We start from the raw sequence: 20,145 nt of genomic DNA, 5'->3' as shown, positions 1-20,145 counted from the left end.
ATGGCGGGCATCGCAGCCCCTGCCGCAGCCTCTGTCGGCCGCGCGGATGCGGGTTTTCGCGGATTGTCCGGCCGGCTGCCGCACGGCAAGCGAAAGTGGCGAGCGACTTGAGAGCGGACAAATCGGCGTGCTATACTCTTTGGCTAAGTCGATATCCAAATGCCGTAGTGCCCCGTCTTGGGGCGGCATCGCGGTGAAAGGCTTACGGCACGGGCATTTCGCACGTGCTGAATCGCAAGCCGGCGCAACCAGGGTGCCGGCCGCGCGGAATCCTCCCTCGGGGCAGGTTCGCGCGGCGGTACGGCGGCCGGCTTAAGACCCAACCCTCGTGGAGAATTACATGGCAGTCACAATGCGCCAAATGCTGGAAGCAGGTGTCCACTTCGGTCACCAGACGCGCTTCTGGAACCCGAAGATGGCACCGTTCATTTTCGGTCACCGCAACAAGATTCACATCATCAACCTCGAAAAGACGCTGCCGATGTTCACGGACGCACAGAAGTACGTGCGTCAGCTGGCAGCGAACCGTGGCACGATCCTGTTCGTCGGCACGAAGCGCCAGTCGCGCGACACGATCGCCCAGGAAGCGCAGCGCGCGGGCATGCCGTTCGTCAACGCACGCTGGCTCGGCGGCATGATGACCAACTTCAAGACGCTGAAGGTTTCGATCAAGCGCCTGAAGGACATGGAAGCGGCTGTCGAATCGGGCGAAACCGAGAAGATGAGCAAGAAGGAAGCGCTGCTGTTCGAACGTGAGATCGTCAAGCTGCAGAAGTCGATCGGCGGCGTGAAGGACATGGGCGGCATTCCGGACGCAATCTTCGTCATCGACGTCGGCTACCACAAGATCGCCGTCACCGAAGCGAACAAGCTGGGCGTGCCGGTCATCGCCGTGGTCGATACGAACCACTCGCCGGAAGGCGTGGACTACGTGATCCCGGGCAACGACGACTCGAGCAAGGCAGTCGCGCTGTACGCTGAAGGCGTGGCCGACGCGATCTTGGAAGGCCGTGCGAACGCGGTCAACGAAGTGGTCCAGGCGGCACGCGGCGACGACGAGTACGTCGAGGAAAACGCGTAACTGGCCCCGAGCCGGCGCAAAAAGGGGGCTCTCAACAGGCCCCCTTTTTTTAAGCTTGTGCGCCGGACCTGATCGCGCCGAATCGGCGCGGGTCCGGAAACGAATCTCGGCCGTTCGCGTCCAAGCGGGCGGCGTTGTGAATACAGACTCAAGGAGCGAATGATGGCGGCAATTACCGCAAGCATGGTGGCAGAACTGCGCGCAAAGACCGACGCACCGATGATGGAGTGCAAGAAGGCGCTGACGGAAGCCGACGGCGATCTGGCCAAGGCTGAAGAACTGCTGCGCGTCAAGCTCGGCAACAAGGCGAGCAAGGCGGCATCGCGCGTGACGGCCGAAGGCGTCGTCGCATCGTTCGTCGGCGGCAACGCAGGCGCGCTGGTCGAACTGAACTGCGAAACCGACTTCGTCGCGAAGAACGACGACTTCCTCGCGTTCTCGAAGACGGTTGCCGAGCTCGTCGCCACGCAGAACCCGGCCGACGTGGCTGCGCTGTCGGCGCTGCCGCTCGAAGGCAAGACGGTCGACGAAGTGCGTCTGGCACTGATCGGCAAGATCGGCGAGAACGTGTCGATCCGCCGTTTCGTCCGCTTCGAAACCGCGAACAAGATCGCAACGTACCTGCACGGCGCGCGCATCGGCGTGATCGTCGAGTACACGGGCGCGGAAGAGCAGGTCGGCAAGGACGTCGCGATGCACGTCGCGGCAATGAAGCCGGTCGCGCTGTCGTCGGCCGACGTGCCGGCCGAGCTGATCGAGACGGAGCGCCGCGTGGCCGAGCAGAAGGCTGCGGAATCGGGCAAGCCGGCCGAGATCGTCGCGAAGATGGTCGACGGTAGCGTCCAGAAGTACCTGAAGGAAGTGTCGCTGCTGAACCAGACGTTCGTGAAGAACGACAAGCAGACGATCGAGCAGATGCTGAAGGCAGCGGATGCCGCAGTGCAGAAATTCGCGCTGTTCGTCGTCGGCGAAGGCATCGAGAAGCGCCAGGACGACTTCGCCGCCGAAGTGGCCGCGCAAGTCGCAGCAGCAAAGCAGCAGTAAGCAGTCAGGCAGTATCCGCGGCGGGCGTCCGTTCCGCCGCGGTCGGCGCCGCCGCCGGCCGGCCGGGAACCCCGGTTCGACCGTCGGCGCTTGCCCGAATCAGTATTTCGCCCCTACAGTTCGTGGTTGTCATCCTCTCGTCGCTCGGAAGCCCCTATGTCCAATGCCTATAAACGCGTCCTCCTCAAACTCTCCGGCGAAGCGCTGATGGGCGACGATGCCTTTGGCATCAATCGCGCGACGATCGAACGGATGGTGGCCGATATCGCCGAAGTCGTGCGTCTCGGTACGCAGCTCGCGGTCGTGATCGGTGGCGGTAATATTTTCCGCGGTGTCGCGGGGGGCGCGGCCGGCATGGATCGCGCGACCGCCGACTACATGGGGATGCTCGCGACGATGATGAACGCGCTGGCGCTGCAGGACGCGATGCGCCACGCCGGCATCGAGGCGCGCGTGCAGTCCGCGCTGCGGATGGATCAGGTCGTCGAGCCGTACATCCGGCCGCGCGCGATCCGTCAGCTCGAGGAAGGCCGGGTCGTGATCTTCGCGGCCGGCACGGGCAACCCGTTCTTCACGACGGACACAGCCGCTGCGCTGCGCGGTTCGGAAGTGGGCGCCGAGGTCGTGTTGAAGGCGACCAAGGTCGATGGCGTATATTCTGCCGATCCGAAGAAGGATCCGTCGGCCACGCGCTACACGACGATCAGCTTCGACGAGGCGATCAGCCGCAACCTGCAGGTGATGGACGCGACGGCCTTCGCGCTGTGCCGCGACCAGAAGCTGCCGATTCGCGTGTTTTCGATCAACAAGCCGGGCGCGCTCAAGCGCATCGTGCTGGGCGAGGACGAAGGTACGCTCGTCCACGTGTAAACTCCCGCGGATGCGGGCATCGGCCGCGGCGCGCAAGATGCGCCGGGCAGGGCCCGCGTTCTTTGAAGGTTTGAAGGTTCGGAGGTTGAAATGAGTGTCGCTGATACCAAGAAGGGCGTCGAGCAGAAGATGCAGCGCTCGATCGAAGCGTTCAAGAACGATCTGGCAAAGATCCGCACGGGCCGTGCACACACCGGTCTGCTCGATCACGTGCAGGTCGACTACTACGGGTCGATGGTGCCGATCTCGCAGGTCGCGAACCTGACGCTCGTCGACGCGCGCACGATCGGCGTGCAGCCGTGGGAAAAGCCGATGGTCGCGAAGGTCGAGAAGGCCATTCGCGAAGCCGATCTGGGCCTGAACCCCGCGACGTCCGGCGACCTGATCCGCGTGCCGATGCCCGCGCTGACGGAAGAGCGCCGCCGCGAGCTGACCAAGGTCGTCAAGAGCGAAGGCGAAACGGCCAAGGTCGCGATCCGCAACCTGCGCCGCGACGCGAACGAAGCGCTCAAGAAGCTCGTGAAGGACAAGGAAATCTCGGAAGACGACGAGCGCCGTGCGAGCGACGAGGTGCAGAAGCTGACCGACAAGCATGTCACCGAAATCGACAAGCTCGTGCAGAGCAAGGAAGCCGAGATCATGACGGTCTGACGACCGTCCTCGCGCGCCGCTTTCTTCCCGCAACTGTCTCAACGGCCATGACCTATACCAGCTCTACCGTTCGCGTGCCTGACGTCGGCGTCGTGCCGCGTCACATCGCGATCATCATGGACGGCAACGGCCGTTGGGCCACCGAACGCCGCTTGCCGCGCGTCGCGGGGCATACCCGCGGCGTCGATGCCGTGCGGGCGGTGGTCGAAGGCTGCGCGCGCGCCGGCGTCGAATACCTGACGCTGTTCGCGTTCAGTTCGGAAAACTGGCGCCGGCCGACCGACGAAGTGTCGTTCCTGATGCGGCTATTCATCACCGCGCTCGAGCGCGAGGTCGGCAAGCTGCATGCGAACGGGATCCGCCTGCGTGTCGTCGGCGATCTCGACCGCTTCGAGCCGCGTATCCGCGAACTGATTCGCCGCGCCGAAACCAAGACGGCGCGCAACACCCGCCTGACGCTCACCATTGCTGCCAACTACGGCGGCCGGTGGGACATCCTGCAGGCGACGAAGAAACTCATCGAGCAGTCCGTGCGCGAGGGTCGCGAGGTCGAAGTGACCGAGGACGCATTCGCGCCGCACCTGGCGATGGCCTATGCGCCGGAGCCCGATCTTTTCATCCGTACAGGCGGCGAGCAGCGCGTCAGCAACTTCCTGCTGTGGCAGCTCGCGTACGCCGAATTCTATTTCACCGAAAAATACTGGCCGGATTTCGACGGCGCGGCGCTGGCCGACGCGATGGCGTCGTATACCGAGCGCGAGCGCCGTTTCGGGCGCACGAGTGCGCAGCTCGAACCGCAATCGCAGAACGCCGATTCCCTTTCATGCTGAAAACCCGTGTGATCACGGCGGTCGTGATGCTGGCCGTGCTGCTGCCGGTGACGCTGTTCGCGCCGCTCACCGCGTTCGGCGCGCTGATCGGCGCCGTGCTCGTGTTTGCCGCGTGGGAGTGGGCGCGCCTGCTGAAGCTGGGCGGCGCCGGCCCGGTCGTCTATGCGGTCGTCGCGGCGCTCGCGCTGGCGGCAACCACGCCGCTCGGCATGGATGCGGCTTCGTCCCGTCCCCTTTTCATGGCGGCCGGCGTGTTCTGGCTGCTGGTCGGCCCGTTCACGCTGCGGCGCAAGCCCGAACTCGCGGGCGGCGTGTGGCGGCCGTTCCTGCTGGCGGCCGGCCTCGTCGTGTTTGCGGCCTGCTGGCATGCGCTCGTCGCGGCGCGTGCGCAGGGCGTGCCGTTCGTGCTGTCGCTGCTTCTGGTCGTCTGGCTGGCCGATATCGGTGCATACTTCGCGGGCAAGGCCTTCGGAAAGCGTAAACTGGCCATCACGATCAGTCCCGGAAAGAGCTGGGAAGGTGCGATCGGCGGCTGGCTCGCGGTGATGGTCGTCGCCGGTGTCGCGATGGCTGCGCATGTGTTCGAGCCGACCCTGTTTTCTGCATTCGCCGTGCGCTACGGAATGCCCGGTGCGTGGGCCGCGCTGACGCTGCTGGTCGCGTACAGCGTGATCGGCGACCTGTTCGAGTCGCTGCTGAAGCGGCAGGCGGGCGTAAAGGATTCGAGCGGACTGCTGCCTGGCCATGGCGGCGTTCTTGACCGTGTTGACGCGCTGCTGCCGGTGCTGCCGCTCGCGATGCTGCTGCTTGGTTAAACCATTATCTCTGTTATGCAAAAACGTCTGACATTGCTCGGTTCCACGGGCTCGATCGGAGACAGCACGCTCGACGTGGTCGCGCGCCACCCCGAACGATTCTCGGTCTACGCGCTGAGCGCGCACCGCAACGGCGACAAGCTCGTCGAGCAGTGCCTGCGCTTCGCGCCCGAAGTGGCGGTGGTCGGCGATGCCGCGACGGCCGCGCACGTCGACGCGAAACTGCGCGCGGCGGGCAGCAAGACGATCGTGCTGCACGGGCCGCAGGCGCTCGTCGACGTGTCGAAGAGCGACGGCTGCGACACGGTGGTCGCGGCCATCGTCGGCGCGGCAGGTCTTGCGCCGAGCCTCGCGGCCGCGCGCGCGGGCAAGCGAATCCTGCTCGCGAACAAGGAAGCGCTGGTGATGTCGGGCGCGATCTTCATGGACGCGGTGCGCGACCATGGCGCGATCCTGCTGCCGGTCGACAGCGAACACAACGCGATCTTCCAGTGCATGCCGCGCGATGCGGCCGAGCACGGCGGGATCTCGAAGATCATCCTGACCGCATCGGGCGGCCCGTTCCGCACGCGCGAGCCGGCCACGCTCGTCGACGTGACGCCGGACGAGGCGTGCAAGCACCCGAACTGGGTGATGGGCCGCAAGATCTCGGTCGATTCCGCGACGATGATGAACAAGGGCCTCGAGGTGATCGAGGCGCACTGGATCTTCGGGCTGCCGGGCGACCGGATCGACGTGCTGATCCATCCGCAGAGCGTGATCCACTCGCTCGTGTCGTACCGCGACGGCTCGGTGCTCGCACAGCTCGGCAACCCCGACATGCGCACGCCGATCGCGCACGCGCTCGCGTTCCCTGACCGCGTCGATGCGGGCGTCGACCAGCTCGACCTCGCGCAGATCGCCCAGCTGTCGTTCGAGCAGCCCGATTACGCGCGCTTCCCGTGCCTTGCGCTCGCGCTGAAGGCGCTCGAGGAAGGCGGCATCGCGAGTGCCGCATTGAACGCGGCGAACGAAGTTGCGGTCGAAGCATTTCTCGAGCGCCGGATCGGCTTCATGGCGATCGCGGCGACGGTCGACGCGGTGCTCAACGCGCTGCCGAACCGTGCCCCCGACGGGCTCGACGATGTCCTGGCGGCGGATGCCGAGGCACGCCGCCTCGCCGCCGCGATTATTGCGAAAGCGCCTGCGCCCCGCGTGGAGCGTACTGTCTGAATGAGGTTCTCATGAACGTGCTGGTCGAACTGATCGCGTTTGCGGTGGCGATCGGGGTGCTGGTCGTCGTGCATGAGTACGGACATTATCGTGTCGCGCGCTGGTGCGGCGTGAAGGTGCTGCGTTTCTCGATCGGCTTCGGCCAGCCCGTCGCACGCTGGGTCAGCCGCAGGACGGGCACCGAGTGGACGCTGTCCGCGCTGCCGCTCGGCGGCTACGTGAAGATGCTCGACGAGCGCGATCCGGGCCCCGGCATCAAGCCGGAGGAACTCGGGCAGGCGTTCAACCGGCAGTCGGTCTACAAGCGCATCGCGATCGTCGCGGCCGGGCCAATTGCGAACTTCCTGTTGGCAATCGTGCTGTTTTCCGTTGTATTCGCGTCCGGCGTGACCGAGCCGGCCGCGGTCGTCGCACCACCGGCCGCCGGCACGGTGGCGGCCCGCGCGGGCTTCGACGGCAGCGAGACGATCGTGTCGATCCGCAACGCGCAGGGCGGCGAGTCGGAGCCGGTGCGGTCGTGGTCGGACCTGCGCTGGAAGCTGCTGTCGGCCGCGTTCGATCACCGCGAGATCGTGCTCGGCGCGCGCGACGGCAACACGACGTTCGATTTCCGCGTCGATCTCCGCAATGTTCCCGAAAGTCAGCTCGACGACGATTTCATGGCCCATCTGGGCTTCGAGACTGGCGGCGGCACGCTGTCGGTCGCGTCGGTACAGCCCGGCAGCGCGGCGGAACAGGCGGGCCTGAAGGCCGGCGACAAGCTGGTCGCGCTCGACGGCAAGCCGATCGGCGGCGCGTCGCGCTTCATCGATTCCGTGAAGCACCATGCGGGCAAGGCGCTCGGCCTGCAGATCGAGCGCGACGGCGCCGCGCAGACGGTATCGATCGTGCCGCAGATGCAGCGCGACGACGAATCGGGGCAGCAGGTCGGCCGCATCGGCGCGGCGCTGTCGATGCACACGCCGTCCGTCGACGTGCGCTACGGGCCGATCGAGAGCCTGCAGCTCGGCGGGCACCGCACGTGGGACATCTCCGTGTATTCGCTGCGGATGTTCGGGCGGATGATCACGGGCAACGCGTCGCTGAAGAACCTGTCCGGCCCCGTGACGATCGCCGACTACGCGGGCAAGAGCGCGCGGCTCGGTCCGTCGGCGTTCCTGTCGTTCCTCGCCCTTGTCAGCATTAGCCTTGGCGTCCTGAACTTGTTGCCGATTCCCGTTTTGGACGGGGGGCATCTGTTATATTATGCGGTTGAAGCCGCGACCGGGAAAGCCGTCTCGGAGCGCTGGCAGCTGATTCTGCAAAGAGCCGGGTTGATCTGCATCGTCGCGTTGTCGGCGATCGCGCTGTTCAACGATCTGGCTCGGTTAATCCATTTCTGAAGCGTCAGGCGGCGGCCGCAAGGCAGCCGCCCGATTTGATGCAGCTAAATATTGGGGATGCATGTTGTTCAAACCTCATCGCTTTGTACCTAAGACAGTTGCGGCGGCCGCGCTCGCCGCTCACGGCCTCGCGGCGCATGCAGCGGCACCGTTCGTGGTGCAAGACATCAAGATCGAGGGGCTGCAGCGCGTCGAAGCGGGTTCGGTGTTCGCCTATCTGCCAATCAAGCAGGGCGACACCTTCACGGACGACAAGGCATCCGAAGCAATTCGCGCGCTGTACGCGACGGGCTTTTTCAACGACGTGCGCATCGCCACGCAGGGCAATGTCGTGATCGTGCAGGTGCAGGAGCGTCCGGCCATTGCGTCGATCGACTTCACCGGCACGAAGGAATTCGACAAGGACAACCTGACGAAGGCGCTGCGTGCAGTCGGTCTCGCCGACGGCCGCTACTACGACAAGGCGCTCGTCGACAAGGCGGAGCAGGAGCTGAAGCGCCAGTACCTGACGCGAGGCTTCTACGCGGCCGAGGTCAAGACGACGATCACGCCGGTCGACGCGAACCGCGTGTCGATCCTGTTCGCGGTGGCCGAAGGCCCGAGCGCGAAGATCCGCCAGATCAACTTCATCGGCAACAAGGCATTCAGCACCGGTACGCTGCGCGACGAGATGCAGCTGTCGACGCCGAATTGGTTCTCCTGGTACACGAAGAACGACCTGTACTCGAAGGAAAAGCTGACGGGCGACCTCGAGGCCGTGCGCTCGTACTACCTGAACCGCGGCTACCTCGAGTTCAACATCGAGTCGACCCAGGTGTCGATCTCGCCGGACAAGAAGGACATGTACCTGACGGTCACGCTGCACGAAGGCGAGCCGTACACGGTGTCGGGCATCAAGCTGTCGGGCAACCTGCTCGACCGCCAGGCCGAACTCAACAAGCTGATCAAGATCAAGCCGGGCGACCGTTTCTCGGCCGAAAAGCTGCAGCAGACCACCAAGTCGATCGTCGACAAGCTCGGCGAATACGGCTACGCGTTCGCGACTGTCAACGCGCAGCCGGACATCGACCAGGCGAACCACAAGGTGAACCTGAACCTCGTCGTCGATCCGAGCCGCCGCGTGTACGTGCGCCGCATCAACGTCGTCGGCAACACGCGTACGCGTGACGAAGTGGTGCGCCGCGAAATGCGCCAGCTCGAAAGCTCGTGGTTCGATTCGAACCGCCTCGCGCTGTCGAAGGACCGCGTGAACCGCCTCGGCTACTTCACCAACGTCGACGTGACGACGGTGCCCGTCGAAGGCACGAACGACCAGGTCGACGTGAACGTGAAGGTCGACGAAAAGCCGACCGGCGCGATCACGCTGGGCGCCGGCTTCTCGTCGACGGACAAGGTCGTGCTGTCGGCCGGCGTGTCGCAGGACAACGTGTTCGGTTCGGGCACGAGCCTGTCGGTGAACGTCAACACCGCGAAGAGCTACCGTACGCTGACCGTCACGCAGGTCGACCCGTACTTCACGGTCGACGGCATCAAGCGGATCACGGACGTCTACTACCGCACGTACCAGCCGCTCTACTATTCGACGAGCTCGAGCTTCCGGATCATCAGCGCGGGCGGCAACCTGAAGTTCGGCATCCCGTTCTCGGAAGTCGACACCGTCTACTTCGGCGCGGGCTTCGAGCAGAACCGCCTCGACGTCGATTCGAACACGCCGCAGAGCTACCAGGATTACGTGAACCAGTTCGGCCGCGTGTCGAACACGGTGCCGCTGACCATCGCGTGGTCGCGCGACGCGCGTGACAGCGCGCTGATTCCGAGCCGCGGCTACTTCACGCAGGCGAACATGGAGTACGGCGTACCGGTCGGCAAGATCCAGTACTACAAGGCCGATTTGCAGGCCCAGTACTACTATTCGTTCTCGCGCGGCTTCATCCTGGGCATGAACCTGCAGGGCGGCTACGGTAACGGTATCGGCAACCCGTACCCGATCTTCAAGAACTACTACGCGGGCGGTATCGGCTCCGTGCGTGGCTACGAGCCGAGTTCGCTGGGCCCGCGCGACACGAAGACGAACGACCCGATCGGCGGCTCGAAGATGGTCGTCGGCAACATCGAACTGACGTTCCCGCTGCCGGGCACGGGCTACGACCGCACGCTGCGCGTGTTCACGTTCCTCGACGGCGGTAACGTGTGGGGCAACGCGCCGGGCGGCACGAGTACGGGCGCCAACGGCCTGCGTTACGGCTACGGTGTGGGTCTCGCGTGGATCTCGCCGATCGGGCCGCTGAAGCTGAGCCTCGGCTTCCCGCTGCAGAAGCACGAAGGCGACCAGTACCAGAAATTCCAGTTCCAGATCGGGACGGCGTTCTGACCGAACGCATGACAACAGCAACGAGAGGGTAATTTTGCTAACCGGTAAGTTTTCGAAACGAGTGATGTGCGCGCTGACCGTTGCGCTGGCCTTGGGCGCGGCGACGGTACACGCACAGGACGTCGCCCGCATCGCGGCGGTCAATTCGGATCGGATCCTGCGCGAGTCGGCGCCCGCGAAGGCGGCGCAGACGAAGCTCGAAGCCGAGTTCGCGAAGCGTGACAAGGATCTGCAGGACCTGGCGGCGCGCCTGAAGTCGATGTCCGATTCGCTGGACAAAAACGGCACGTCGCTGTCGGCGGCCGACCGCGCGCAGAAGCAGCGCGATCTCGCCCAGCTCGATACCGACTTCCAGCGCAAGCAGCGCGAGTTCCGCGAAGACCTGAACCAGCGTCGCAACGAGGAACTGGCCGCGGTGCTCGAGCGGGCGAACAAGGTCATCAAGCAGATCGCCGAGCAGCAGAATTACGACCTGATCGTGCAGGAAGCCGTGTACGTCAGCCCGCGCATCGACATCACCGACAAGGTGCTCAAGGCGCTCGCGTCCGGCTCGACGAACTGAACGGAGCAGACGACGAATGGCATTGACGCTTGAGGAACTCGTAAAACGGTTCGGCGGCGAGATCGCCGGTGACGCACAATGCAAGGTGGGCGGGCTCGCACCGCTCGACCAGGCAGGCCCTCAGCAGCTCGCGTTCCTCGCGAATCCGAAGTACCTGTCGCAGGTCGAGTCGACCCGCGCCGGCGCGGTACTGATCGCACCGCAGGATCTGGAAAAGCTGGGCGCGGCCGCTAGCGGCCCCCGGGACGCCGGCCGCCGCAATTTCATCGTGACGCCGAATCCGTACGCGTACTTCGCGCGCGTCGCGCAGATGTTCATCGATCTGGCCGCGCCGCCGCGCGCCGTCGGCGTGCACCCGAGCGCGACGATCGATCCGGCCGCGAAGGTCGCCGCGAGCGCGGTGATCGGCCCGCACGTGACGGTCGAGGCCGGCGCGGTGATCGAAGACGGCGTGCAGCTCGACGCGAGCGTATTCGTCGGCCGCGGTACGACGATCGGTGCGGGCTCGCACCTTTATCCGAACGCATCGGTGTACCACGGCTGCAAGGTCGGCCCGCGCGCGATCATCCATTCGGGTGCCGTGATCGGCTCCGACGGCTTCGGCTTCGCGCCGGACTTCGTCGGCGACGGCAACGCACGCACCGGCAGCTGGGTCAAGATCCCGCAGGTCGGCGGCGTATCGATCGGCCCGGACGTCGAGATCGGCGCGAACACGACGATCGATCGCGGCGCGATGGCGGATACCGTCATCGAGGAATGCGTGAAGATCGACAACCAGGTCCAGATCGGCCACAACTGCCGGATCGGCGCCTATACGGTGATCGCTGGCAGCGCGGGCATCGCGGGCAGCACGACGATCGGCCGCCACTGCATGATCGGCGGCGCGGCCGGGATCGCCGGCCACGTGACGCTCGGCGACTATGTCATCATCACCGCGAAGTCGGGCGTATCGAAGTCGTTGCCCAAGGCCGGCATCTATACCAGCGCGTTCCCGGCCGTCGACCACGGCGAATGGAACAAGAGCGCCGCACTCGTGCGCAACCTCGACAAGCTGCGCGACCGCATCAAGGCGCTCGAAGTCGCGCTCGCCGCCCAGGGCGGCACGGACGCCTGAGCGCACCATGCGAGACCACGAACCGGGCACGGCCAGCGCAACCGGCCCGGTTTGCCAGACTGGGCCGCGGGGCGGCCTGCTTCAGCCTTTGCATCACCACCGCGCAGCCTCTGCGTGAGACGAACCATCATGAGCACTGAAAAAATCAATCTCGACATCCACAAGATCCTCACGCTGCTGCCGCATCGCTATCCGATTCTGCTCGTCGATCGCGTGCTCGAACTTGAACCGCACAAAGGGATCAAAGCGCTGAAGAACGTGTCGATCAACGAGCCGTTTTTCCAGGGGCACTTCCCGAAGCGGCCGGTGATGCCGGGCGTGCTGATCCTCGAGGCGCTCGCGCAGGCCGCGGCGCTGCTGACCTTCGCGGAAGAGCAGCCGAAGGATCCGGAGAACACGCTGTACTACTTCGTCGGGATCGACGGCGCGCGCTTCAAGCGCGTGGTCGAACCGGGCGACCAACTGATTCTGAACGTGACGTTCCAGCGCTACATCCGCGGCATCTGGAAGTTCAAGGCGGTGGCGGAAGTGGACGGCAAGGTGGCGGCGGAAGCCGAACTGATGTGCACGGTCAAGACGACCGACGCGGCGCCCTGAGCGACGCGGCACGCAAGGGCAACGCAACGCGACACATCACATCGAGAGGCAACGGCGCATGACCAGGATTCATCCCACCGCGATTGTCGAACCGGGCGCGCAGATCGACGAATCGGTCGAGATCGGCCCGTACGCGATCGTCGGCCCGCACGTCACGATCGGCGCGCGCACGACGATCGGCTCGCACAGCGTGATCGAAGGCCATACGACGCTCGGCGAGGACAACCGCATTGGCCATTACGCGTCGGTCGGTGGCCGTCCGCAGGACATGAAGTACAAGGACGAGCCGACGAAGCTCGTGATCGGCAACCGCAATACGATCCGCGAATTCACGACGATCCACACGGGCACCGTGCAGGACGTCGGCGTGACGACGCTCGGCGACGACAACTGGATCATGGCCTACGTGCACATCGGCCATGACTGCAGCGTCGGCAACCATGTGATCCTGTCGAGCAACGCGCAGATGGCCGGCCACGTCGAGATCGGCGACTGGGCGATCGTCGGCGGGATGTCGGGCGTTCACCAGTTCGTGCGCATCGGCGCGCACTCGATGCTGGGCGGTGCGTCGGCGCTCGTGCAGGATATCCCGCCGTTCGTGATCGCGGCAGGCAACAAGGCCGAGCCGCACGGGATCAACGTCGAAGGGCTGCGCCGGCGCGGCTTCTCGGCCGACGCGATCTCGGCGCTGCGCAGCGCGTATCGCCTGCTGTACAAGAACGGCCTGTCGTTCGAGGAAGCGAAGGTGCAGCTGCGCGAGCTGGCGGAGGCGGGCGGCGAGGGCGATGCGCCCGTGAAGGCGCTCGTCGAGTTCATCGACGCGTCCCAGCGCGGCATCATCCGCTAAGCGATGCCGCTTCCGACCAATCAGCTCCGGCTCGCGATGGTGGCCGGCGAGCCGTCAGGCGACCTGCTTGCGGCATCGCTGCTCGGCGGGCTGCGCGAGCGGCTGCCCGAATCGGCCCAGTACTACGGGATCGGCGGGCAGCGAATGATTGCGCAGGGCTTCGACTCGCACTGGCAGATGGACAAGCTGACCGTGCGCGGCTATGTCGAGGCGCTGGGCCAGATTCCCGAGATCCTGCGGATTCGCGGCGAGCTGAAGCGCCAGCTGCTCGCGGAGCGGCCGGCCGCGTTCATCGGCATCGACGCGCCCGATTTCAACTTCAACGTCGAACAGGTCGTACGCGACGCGGGCATCCCGTCGATCCACTTCGTGTGCCCGTCGATCTGGGCATGGCGCGGCGGCCGGATCAAGAAGATCGCCAAGTCCGTCGATCACATGCTGTGCCTGTTCCCGTTCGAGCCGGCGCTTCTCGACAAGGCAGGCGTCGCATCGACCTACGTCGGCCATCCGCTTGCCGACGAGATCCCGCTCGAGCCCGACACGCACGGCGCGCGCATCGCGCTGGGCCTGGCCGTGGACGGCCCCGTGATTGCGGTGCTGCCGGGCAGCCGGCGCTCTGAGATCGCGCTGATCGGCCCGACGTTCTTCGCGGCGATGGCGCTGATGCAGCAGCGCGAGCCCGGTGTGCGGTTCGTGATGCCGGCGGCGACGCCCGCGCTGCGCGAGCTGCTGCAGCCGCTCGTCGACGCGCATCCGCAGCTCGCGCTGACGATCACCGACGGCCGTTCGCAAGTCGCGATGACGGCCGCCGACGCGATTCTCGTGAAGAGCGGCACCGTTACGCTGGAAGCCGCGCTGCTGAAGAAGCCGATGGTGATCTCGTACAAGGTGCCCTGGCTGACCGGGCAGATCATGCGCCGGCAGGGCTACCTGCCGTATGTCGGCTTGCCGAACATCCTGGCGGGGCGCTTCGTCGTGCCCGAACTGCTGCAGCATTTCGCGACGCCCGAGGCGCTCGCCGATGCGACGCTCACGCAGCTGCGCGACGACGCGAACCGCCGCACGCTGACCGAAGTGTTTACCGAAATGCATCTTTCGCTGCGGCAGAACACGGCCGCGAAGGCGGCCGAAGCGGTCGTGCGCGTGCTCGAACAACGCAAGGGGCGCGCATGACGGCAGTACGCGCATCGCGCCGCCGCGCGTCGAGCGGCGTGCAGGGCGGCTTCGACTTCAGCCGGCCCGACGAGATTGTCTGCGGCGTCGACGAAGCCGGCCGCGGCCCGCTCGCGGGGCCGGTGGTGGCCGCCGCGGTGATTCTCGATCCGGCGCAGCCGATCGACGGGCTCGACGATTCGAAGGTGCTGTCCGCGAAGAAGCGCGACGCGCTGTACGACCTGATCGTCGCGCGTTCGAGCGCATATTGCGTCGCGTCGGCAAGCGTCGACGAAATCGATACGCTGAACATCCTGCACGCGACGATGCTCGCGATGAAGCGGGCCGTCGAAGGCTTGTCGGTCCTGCCGACGCTCGCGCAGATCGACGGCAACCGCTGCCCGACGCTGACGGTGCGTGCCGAGGCGATCGTCAGCGGCGACGCGCTCGTGCCGAGCATCTCGGCCGCGTCGATCCTCGCGAAGGTCACGCGCGACCGCATGCTCGTCGACCTGCACGAACGCTTCCCGGTGTACGGCTTCAACGTGCATGCGGGCTACGGCACCGCGAAACACCTTGCCGCGCTGCGCGAGCACGGCCCGTGCGAAGTGCATCGGCGCTCGTTCGCACCGGTTCGCGCGGCACTTGATCTGAGGGCCTGTTCCCGCTAATAACGGGCTTGCGCTGGCCGCCAGAAGGGCCGAGCGCAAGGATTGCGACGAAGCGAATACTCAACGTATTCGCAAGGAGCATGACGCAGCGATCGGCCCTTCTGGCGGCCAGCCCCTGGAAAGGGATTTTCTAGTTACGGGAACGTGCCTTGCCGGCCGCATTGCGGCGTCGCGCGTCGCTTGTTTGGCTCGGCCAAACGGCGCTCCTTGCTTCTTGCACTACAGCCGGCAAGGCACGTTCGCAAGCCCGTTATTAGCGGGAACAGGCCCTTCAATGAAAAGCATTACTTCCCGCGACAACCCGCTGTACAAGCGCCTGAAGGCGCTCGCGGGTTCGACGCATCAGCAGCGCAAGAACGGCCAAGCGCTGCTCGAGGGGTTCCACCTGGCTAGCGCCTACCTCGATACGGGCGCTACACCCGAGCTGTGCGTGGCGACCGAGGGCGCGCTCGGCCACGCCGAGGCCCAGGCGATCGTCGCGCGCATCGATGCGCAGCGTATCGTCACGCTGCCCGACGCGCTGTTCGGGCAGTTGTCGAACGTCGTCAACGGCGTCGGCTTCCTGCTGCTCGTCGACCGGCCGGCGCAGCCGCTGCCGGCGCGCGTGACGCACACGTCGGTCGTGCTCGACGGCGTGCAGGACGCCGGCAACGTCGGCTCGATCCTGCGCAGCGCGGCGGCCGCCGGCGTGCGCCACGTGTTCTGTGCGCCGGGTACGGCCTACGCGTGGTCGTCGAAGGTGCTGCGCTCGGGCATGGGTGCGCATTTCCTGCTGTCGATCCACGAGGACGTCGAGGCCGACGCGCTCGCCGGGCGGCTCGATGTGCCGGTCGCGCTGACCGACTCGCACGGTGCGCAGGCGATCTACGATTGCGACCTGTCGGGGCCGGTCGCATGGGTGTTCGGCAATGAGGGTGCCGGCGTGTCGGCGTACTGGCGCGATGCGGCCACGCATCGCGTGACGATTCCGCAGCCGGGCGGGATGGAGTCGCTGAATGTTGCAGCAGCAGCAGCGGTCTGCCTGTTCGAGCAGGTGCGACAGCAGCGGCGCGCATGACGCCTCGCGCGCATTCCGCGCATGACGAAAAAAGGCCGCGTTCATCGACGCGGCCTTTTTGTTTCCGGCGGCGGCCAGGCGGCCGCCAGCGCGCAGACGCTCAGTACGACTGCCGGTCGAGGCGGATTTCCTGCAGGATCGTCGTCGCGATTTCCTCGATCGACTTGTGCGTCGACGACAGCCATTTGATTCCTTCGCGGCGCATCATCGCTTCGGCCTCGTTGATCTCGTAGCGACAGTTCTCGGGCGCCGCGTACTTGCTGCCCGGCCGGCGCTCGTTGCGGATCTCCGACAGGCGCTGCGGGTCGATCGACAGCCCGAACAGCTTCTCGCGGTGCGCGGAGAGCGCCGACGGCAGCTTGCCGCGTTCGAAGTCTTCCGGAATCAGCGGATAGTTCGCGGCCTTCACGCCGTACTGCATCGCGAGGTACAGGCTCGTCGGCGTCTTGCCGCTGCGCGACACCCCGACGAGGATCACGTCGGCCTCCGACAGGTTGCGGTTCGACTGGCCGTCGTCGTGCGCGAGCGAGAAGTTGATCGCCTCGATCCGCGTCTTGTATTCCTCGGTGTCCGCGTTCTGGTGGCCGCGGCCCATCGCGTGGCTCGACTTGAGCTCCAGTTCCTGCTCGAGCGGCTCGACGAAGCGCTGGAACATGTCGAGCACGAGCGCGTTCGAGCGCTTGACGATGTCGTTCGACTCGCTGTCGACGAGCGTCGTGAACACGATCGCGCGGCGGCCGTCGTGCACGGCGGCCTCGTTGATCTTCTCGACGGTCGCATAGGCCTTGTCGAGCGAGTCGACGAACGGCACGCGCACGAGGCGGAATTTCTGGTCGAACTGGGAGAGGATCGAGTGCGCGAAGGTTTCGGCAGTGATCCCGGTGCCGTCGGAGACGATGAAAACGGTAGGCAGCATGAATCTGGGCGTCGAACGTGAAGGGCGGTTGCGCGGGGCGGCTGGAGGTTCGCCTCCAGCCGCAGTGACAAGGTCGCGCCACATCCGGCAGCCGGCACGGTAGAATAGCGGCAACCTGTTGGATAAGCAATTGCGGGGGCAGGGCGCGAACGGCGCCGCTGGCTTGGCCGCTCGATTCCAAAATTCCCGGCAAGTTCGGCGATTTGTCTGAAAATATCGCCTTTCTGCCGGGATTTTTGCAAATCGGGTCGGAAGACTTCCGCCGCTGCGAGTGTTTATCTAACAGGTTGCGCAAGACGCGCCGCGCCTTTTTGCAAGCGCCCGCGTCCAAGCCCACTTGCGCGATCGAGTATTTTTTTCACACTTAGGGGCTTGTATGACTAACGCAGCAAACGTCGCAAAGGACCAGGCGTATGTAATTCCGTTCGAGCAGTTGCGGATGACCGATGTGGAGATCGTGGGCGGCAAGAATGCGTCGCTCGGCGAGATGATCAGCCAGCTTTCCGAAGCAGGCGTTCGCGTTCCCACCGGTTTCGCCACGACCGCGCTCGCGTTCCGCGATTTCCTCACGCACAACGACCTCACCGACCGCATCGCCAAGCGTCTCGAGTCGCTCGACATCGACGACGTGAAGGCGCTCGCCGAAGCAGGTGCCGAAATCCGCAAGTGGATCGTCGACGCGCCGATGCAGGCGCGCCTCGAGCAGGAAATCCGCGCGCAGTTCGAAGTCCTGAAGAACGGCTCGCCGGGCGAGCTGTCGTTCGCCGTGCGCTCGTCCGCGACCGCGGAAGACCTGCCCGACGCATCGTTCGCCGGCCAGCAGGAGTCGTACCTGAACGTCGTCGGTATCGAGGACGTGCTCGACCGCATGAAGCACGTGTTCGCGTCGCTGTATAACGACCGCGCGATCTCGTACCGCGTGCACAAGGGCTTCACGCACGCCGAGGTCGCACTGTCGGCCGGCGTGCAGCGCATGGTCCGCTCGGACGTCGGCGCCGCCGGCGTGATGTTCACGATCGACACCGAATCGGGCTTCAAGGACGCCGTGTTCATCACGTCGAGCTATGGCCTGGGCGAAACCGTCGTGCAAGGCGCGGTGAACCCGGACGAGTTCTATGTGTTCAAGACGACGCTTGCACAGGACAAGTACCCGATCATCCGCCGCTCGATCGGCTCGAAGCTGATCAAGATGGAATTCACGCAGCCGGGCGAGCCGGGCCGCGTGAAGACGGTCGACGTGCCGCACGAGCAGCGCAACCGCTACTCGATCACCGACGAGGACGTGATCGAGCTGGCGAAGTACGCGGTCATCATCGAGAAGCACTACCAGCGTCCGATGGACATCGAGTGGGGCAGGGACGGCCGCGACGGCAAGATCTTCATCCTGCAGGCACGCCCGGAAACCGTGAAGAGCCAGGCTGCCGGCAAGGCCGAGCAGCGCTTCAAGCTGAAGGGCCAGTCGCAGGTGCTCGCGACGGGCCGTGCGATCGGCCAGAAGATCGGCGCGGGCCCCGTGCGCGTGATCCAGGATCCGTCGGAAATGGAACGCGTGCAGCCGGGCGACGTGCTGGTGGCCGACATGACCGACCCGAACTGGGAGCCGGTGATGAAGCGTGCGGCCGCGATCGTCACGAACCGTGGCGGCCGGACCTGCCACGCGGCGATCATCGCGCGTGAGCTCGGCGTGCCGGCGGTCGTCGGCTGCGGCGACGCTACCGACATCCTGAAGGACGGCGCGCTCGTCACCGTGTCGTGTGCGGAAGGCGACGAAGGCAAGATCTACGACGGCCTGCTCGAGACGGAAGTCACGGAAGTGCAGCGCGGCGAACTGCCGGAAATCCCGGTCAAGATCATGATGAACGTCGGCAACCCGCAACTCGCGTTCGACTTCTCGCAACTGCCGAACGGCGGCGTGGGTCTCGCGCGTCTCGAGTTCATCATCAACAACAACATCGGTGTTCACCCGAAGGCGATTCTCGAGTACCCGAACATCGACCAGGACCTGAAGAAGGCTGTCGAGAGCGTCGCGCGCGGCCACGCGTCGCCGCGTCAGTTCTATGTCGACAAGCTGACGGAAGGTGTCGCGACGATCGCTGCGGCGTTCTATCCGAAGCCCGTGATCGTGCGTCTGTCCGACTTCAAGTCGAACGAGTACAAGAAGCTGATCGGCGGTTCGCGTTACGAGCCGGACGAGGAAAACCCGATGCTGGGCTTCCGCGGCGCGTCGCGCTACATCGCCGAAGATTTCGCGCAGGCGTTCGAGATGGAGTGCCGTGCACTGAAGCGCGTGCGCGACGAGATGGGCCTGACCAACGTCGAGATCATGGTGCCATTCGTGCGTACCGTGAAGCAGGCGGAGCGTGTCGTTGGCCTGCTCGAGAAGTTCGGTCTGAAGCGTGGCGAAAACGGCCTGCGCCTCGTGATGATGTGCGAAGTCCCGACCAATGCGATCCTCGCCGAAGAGTTCCTGCAGCACTTCGACGGTTTCTCGATCGGCTCGAACGACCTCACGCAGCTCACGCTCGGCCTCGACCGCGACTCGGGCATGGAACTGCTGGCAGTCGACTTCGACGAGCGCGACCCGGCCGTCAAGTTCCTGCTGAAGCGTGCGATCGATACCTGCCGCAGGATGGGCAAGTACGTCGGCATCTGCGGCCAGGGCCCGTCCGATCACCCGGACTTCGCGCAATGGCTGACCGACGAAGGCATCGAGTCGATCTCGCTGAACCCCGACACGATCATCGAAACGTGGCAGGCGCTGGCCAACCGGAAGTAACGGTCGGTAACGCACCTTCGGCGAAAGGGCGGGTCCACCGCGCTTTCGTTGAAGGCAAAATGCAAGGTTCGTGCTATAAACACCCCGGTAGGCACCGGGGTGTTTTTGTTTGTCGGTGCTCGCCGGGCCGCCCCAAGCGTGCCGACCGCCCCCTCGGGGGGGCAGCGAACACAGCGAGCGTGGGGGGCGTTTTTCTG

General features: G+C 65.4%; 18 protein-coding genes. 17 read left to right on the top strand and 1 reads right to left on the bottom strand.

Translation table 11 applies throughout. The annotated features are described in order from the left end of the window. The first annotated feature begins 340 nt into the window (after positions 1-340). The 16 genes from rpsB to CUJ89_RS11095 all read left to right on the top strand — a co-directional run bounded on the left by rpsB (position 341) and on the right by CUJ89_RS11095 (position 16,256). On the top strand, positions 341-1,081 hold the full coding sequence (gene rpsB, locus CUJ89_RS11170; protein WP_114177382.1) for a 30S ribosomal protein S2: 741 nt from the start codon (positions 341-343) through the stop codon (positions 1,079-1,081). Positions 1,082-1,243: 162 nt separating this feature from the next. Next, positions 1,244-2,125 (top strand): translation elongation factor Ts, encoded by an 882-nt coding sequence (gene tsf, locus CUJ89_RS11165; RefSeq protein WP_114177381.1) that lies wholly within the window; start codon positions 1,244-1,246, stop codon positions 2,123-2,125. Between the two features lie 156 nt (positions 2,126-2,281). Then, a complete protein-coding gene (pyrH, locus tag CUJ89_RS11160; RefSeq protein ID WP_006402648.1) occupies positions 2,282-2,995 on the top strand; it encodes a UMP kinase in 714 nt (237 codons plus the stop codon). 90 nt (positions 2,996-3,085) lie between these two features. After that, a complete protein-coding gene (frr, locus tag CUJ89_RS11155; RefSeq protein WP_114177380.1) occupies positions 3,086-3,646 on the top strand; it encodes a ribosome recycling factor in 561 nt (186 codons plus the stop codon). A 47-nt stretch (positions 3,647-3,693) separates the two neighbouring features. Beyond that, positions 3,694-4,476 carry a polyprenyl diphosphate synthase gene (gene uppS / locus CUJ89_RS11150; RefSeq protein ID WP_114177379.1) on the top strand — a complete coding sequence of 261 codons (783 nt, stop codon included), beginning with the start codon at positions 3,694-3,696 and terminating at the stop codon, positions 4,474-4,476. Further along, positions 4,470-5,291, top strand: coding sequence for a phosphatidate cytidylyltransferase (locus CUJ89_RS11145; protein ID WP_114177378.1), 822 nt, complete (start codon positions 4,470-4,472; stop codon positions 5,289-5,291). The genes uppS and CUJ89_RS11145 overlap by 7 nt, the downstream gene beginning before the upstream one ends. Before the next feature lie 15 nt (positions 5,292-5,306). Beyond that, on the top strand, positions 5,307-6,503 hold the full coding sequence (locus CUJ89_RS11140; protein WP_114177377.1) for a 1-deoxy-D-xylulose-5-phosphate reductoisomerase: 1,197 nt from the start codon (positions 5,307-5,309) through the stop codon (positions 6,501-6,503). A gap of 11 nt (positions 6,504-6,514) precedes the next feature. After that, positions 6,515-7,885, top strand: coding sequence for an RIP metalloprotease RseP (gene rseP / locus CUJ89_RS11135; RefSeq protein WP_114177376.1), 1,371 nt, complete (start codon positions 6,515-6,517; stop codon positions 7,883-7,885). A gap of 61 nt (positions 7,886-7,946) precedes the next feature. Then, positions 7,947-10,256: an outer membrane protein assembly factor BamA gene (gene bamA / locus CUJ89_RS11130; RefSeq protein ID WP_114177375.1), complete on the top strand. Its 2,310-nt coding sequence runs from the start codon at positions 7,947-7,949 to the stop codon at positions 10,254-10,256. 64 nt (positions 10,257-10,320) lie between these two features. After that, entirely contained in the window at positions 10,321-10,818 is a 498-nt protein-coding gene (locus tag CUJ89_RS11125; RefSeq protein WP_048248617.1) for an OmpH family outer membrane protein, read from the top strand. Between the two features lie 16 nt (positions 10,819-10,834). Then, positions 10,835-11,932: a UDP-3-O-(3-hydroxymyristoyl)glucosamine N-acyltransferase gene (lpxD, locus tag CUJ89_RS11120; RefSeq protein ID WP_114177374.1), complete on the top strand. Its 1,098-nt coding sequence runs from the start codon at positions 10,835-10,837 to the stop codon at positions 11,930-11,932. A gap of 129 nt (positions 11,933-12,061) precedes the next feature. Next, positions 12,062-12,529 (top strand): 3-hydroxyacyl-ACP dehydratase FabZ, encoded by a 468-nt coding sequence (gene fabZ, locus CUJ89_RS11115; RefSeq protein ID WP_114177373.1) that lies wholly within the window; start codon positions 12,062-12,064, stop codon positions 12,527-12,529. Positions 12,530-12,587: 58 nt separating this feature from the next. Continuing rightward, positions 12,588-13,376, top strand: a complete 789-nt coding sequence (lpxA, locus tag CUJ89_RS11110; protein ID WP_114177372.1) for an acyl-ACP--UDP-N-acetylglucosamine O-acyltransferase — start codon at positions 12,588-12,590, stop codon at positions 13,374-13,376. 3 nt (positions 13,377-13,379) lie between these two features. Beyond that, complete coding sequence (gene lpxB, locus CUJ89_RS11105) at positions 13,380-14,549, top strand: lipid-A-disaccharide synthase (protein WP_114177371.1); 1,170 nt, start codon at positions 13,380-13,382, stop codon at positions 14,547-14,549. Further along, complete coding sequence (gene rnhB / locus CUJ89_RS11100; RefSeq protein WP_114177370.1) at positions 14,546-15,199, top strand: ribonuclease HII; 654 nt, start codon at positions 14,546-14,548, stop codon at positions 15,197-15,199. Before lpxB ends, rnhB begins: the two co-directional genes overlap by 4 nt. A 274-nt stretch (positions 15,200-15,473) precedes the next feature. After that, positions 15,474-16,256 (top strand): TrmH family RNA methyltransferase, encoded by a 783-nt coding sequence (locus CUJ89_RS11095; protein WP_114177369.1) that lies wholly within the window; start codon positions 15,474-15,476, stop codon positions 16,254-16,256. A 100-nt stretch (positions 16,257-16,356) separates the two neighbouring features. On the opposite strand, the gene CUJ89_RS11090 is transcribed toward CUJ89_RS11095, so the two are convergent. Further along, a complete protein-coding gene (locus CUJ89_RS11090; protein WP_047900996.1) occupies positions 16,357-17,172 on the bottom strand; it encodes a pyruvate, water dikinase regulatory protein in 816 nt (271 codons plus the stop codon). Between the two features lie 376 nt (positions 17,173-17,548). Here CUJ89_RS11090 and ppsA point away from each other — a divergent pair, with 376 nt between their 5' ends. Continuing rightward, positions 17,549-19,948 carry a phosphoenolpyruvate synthase gene (gene ppsA / locus CUJ89_RS11080; protein ID WP_114177368.1) on the top strand — a complete coding sequence of 800 codons (2,400 nt, stop codon included), beginning with the start codon at positions 17,549-17,551 and terminating at the stop codon, positions 19,946-19,948. Positions 19,949-20,145 lie beyond the last annotated feature (197 nt).

It is taken from the genome of Burkholderia pyrrocinia (genome assembly GCF_003330765.1).
Classification (GTDB): Bacteria; Pseudomonadota; Gammaproteobacteria; order Burkholderiales; family Burkholderiaceae; genus Burkholderia; species Burkholderia pyrrocinia_B.
The sequence above is the reverse complement of the archived record's forward strand: the minus strand, read 5'-3'. Positions and strand labels throughout refer to the sequence as shown.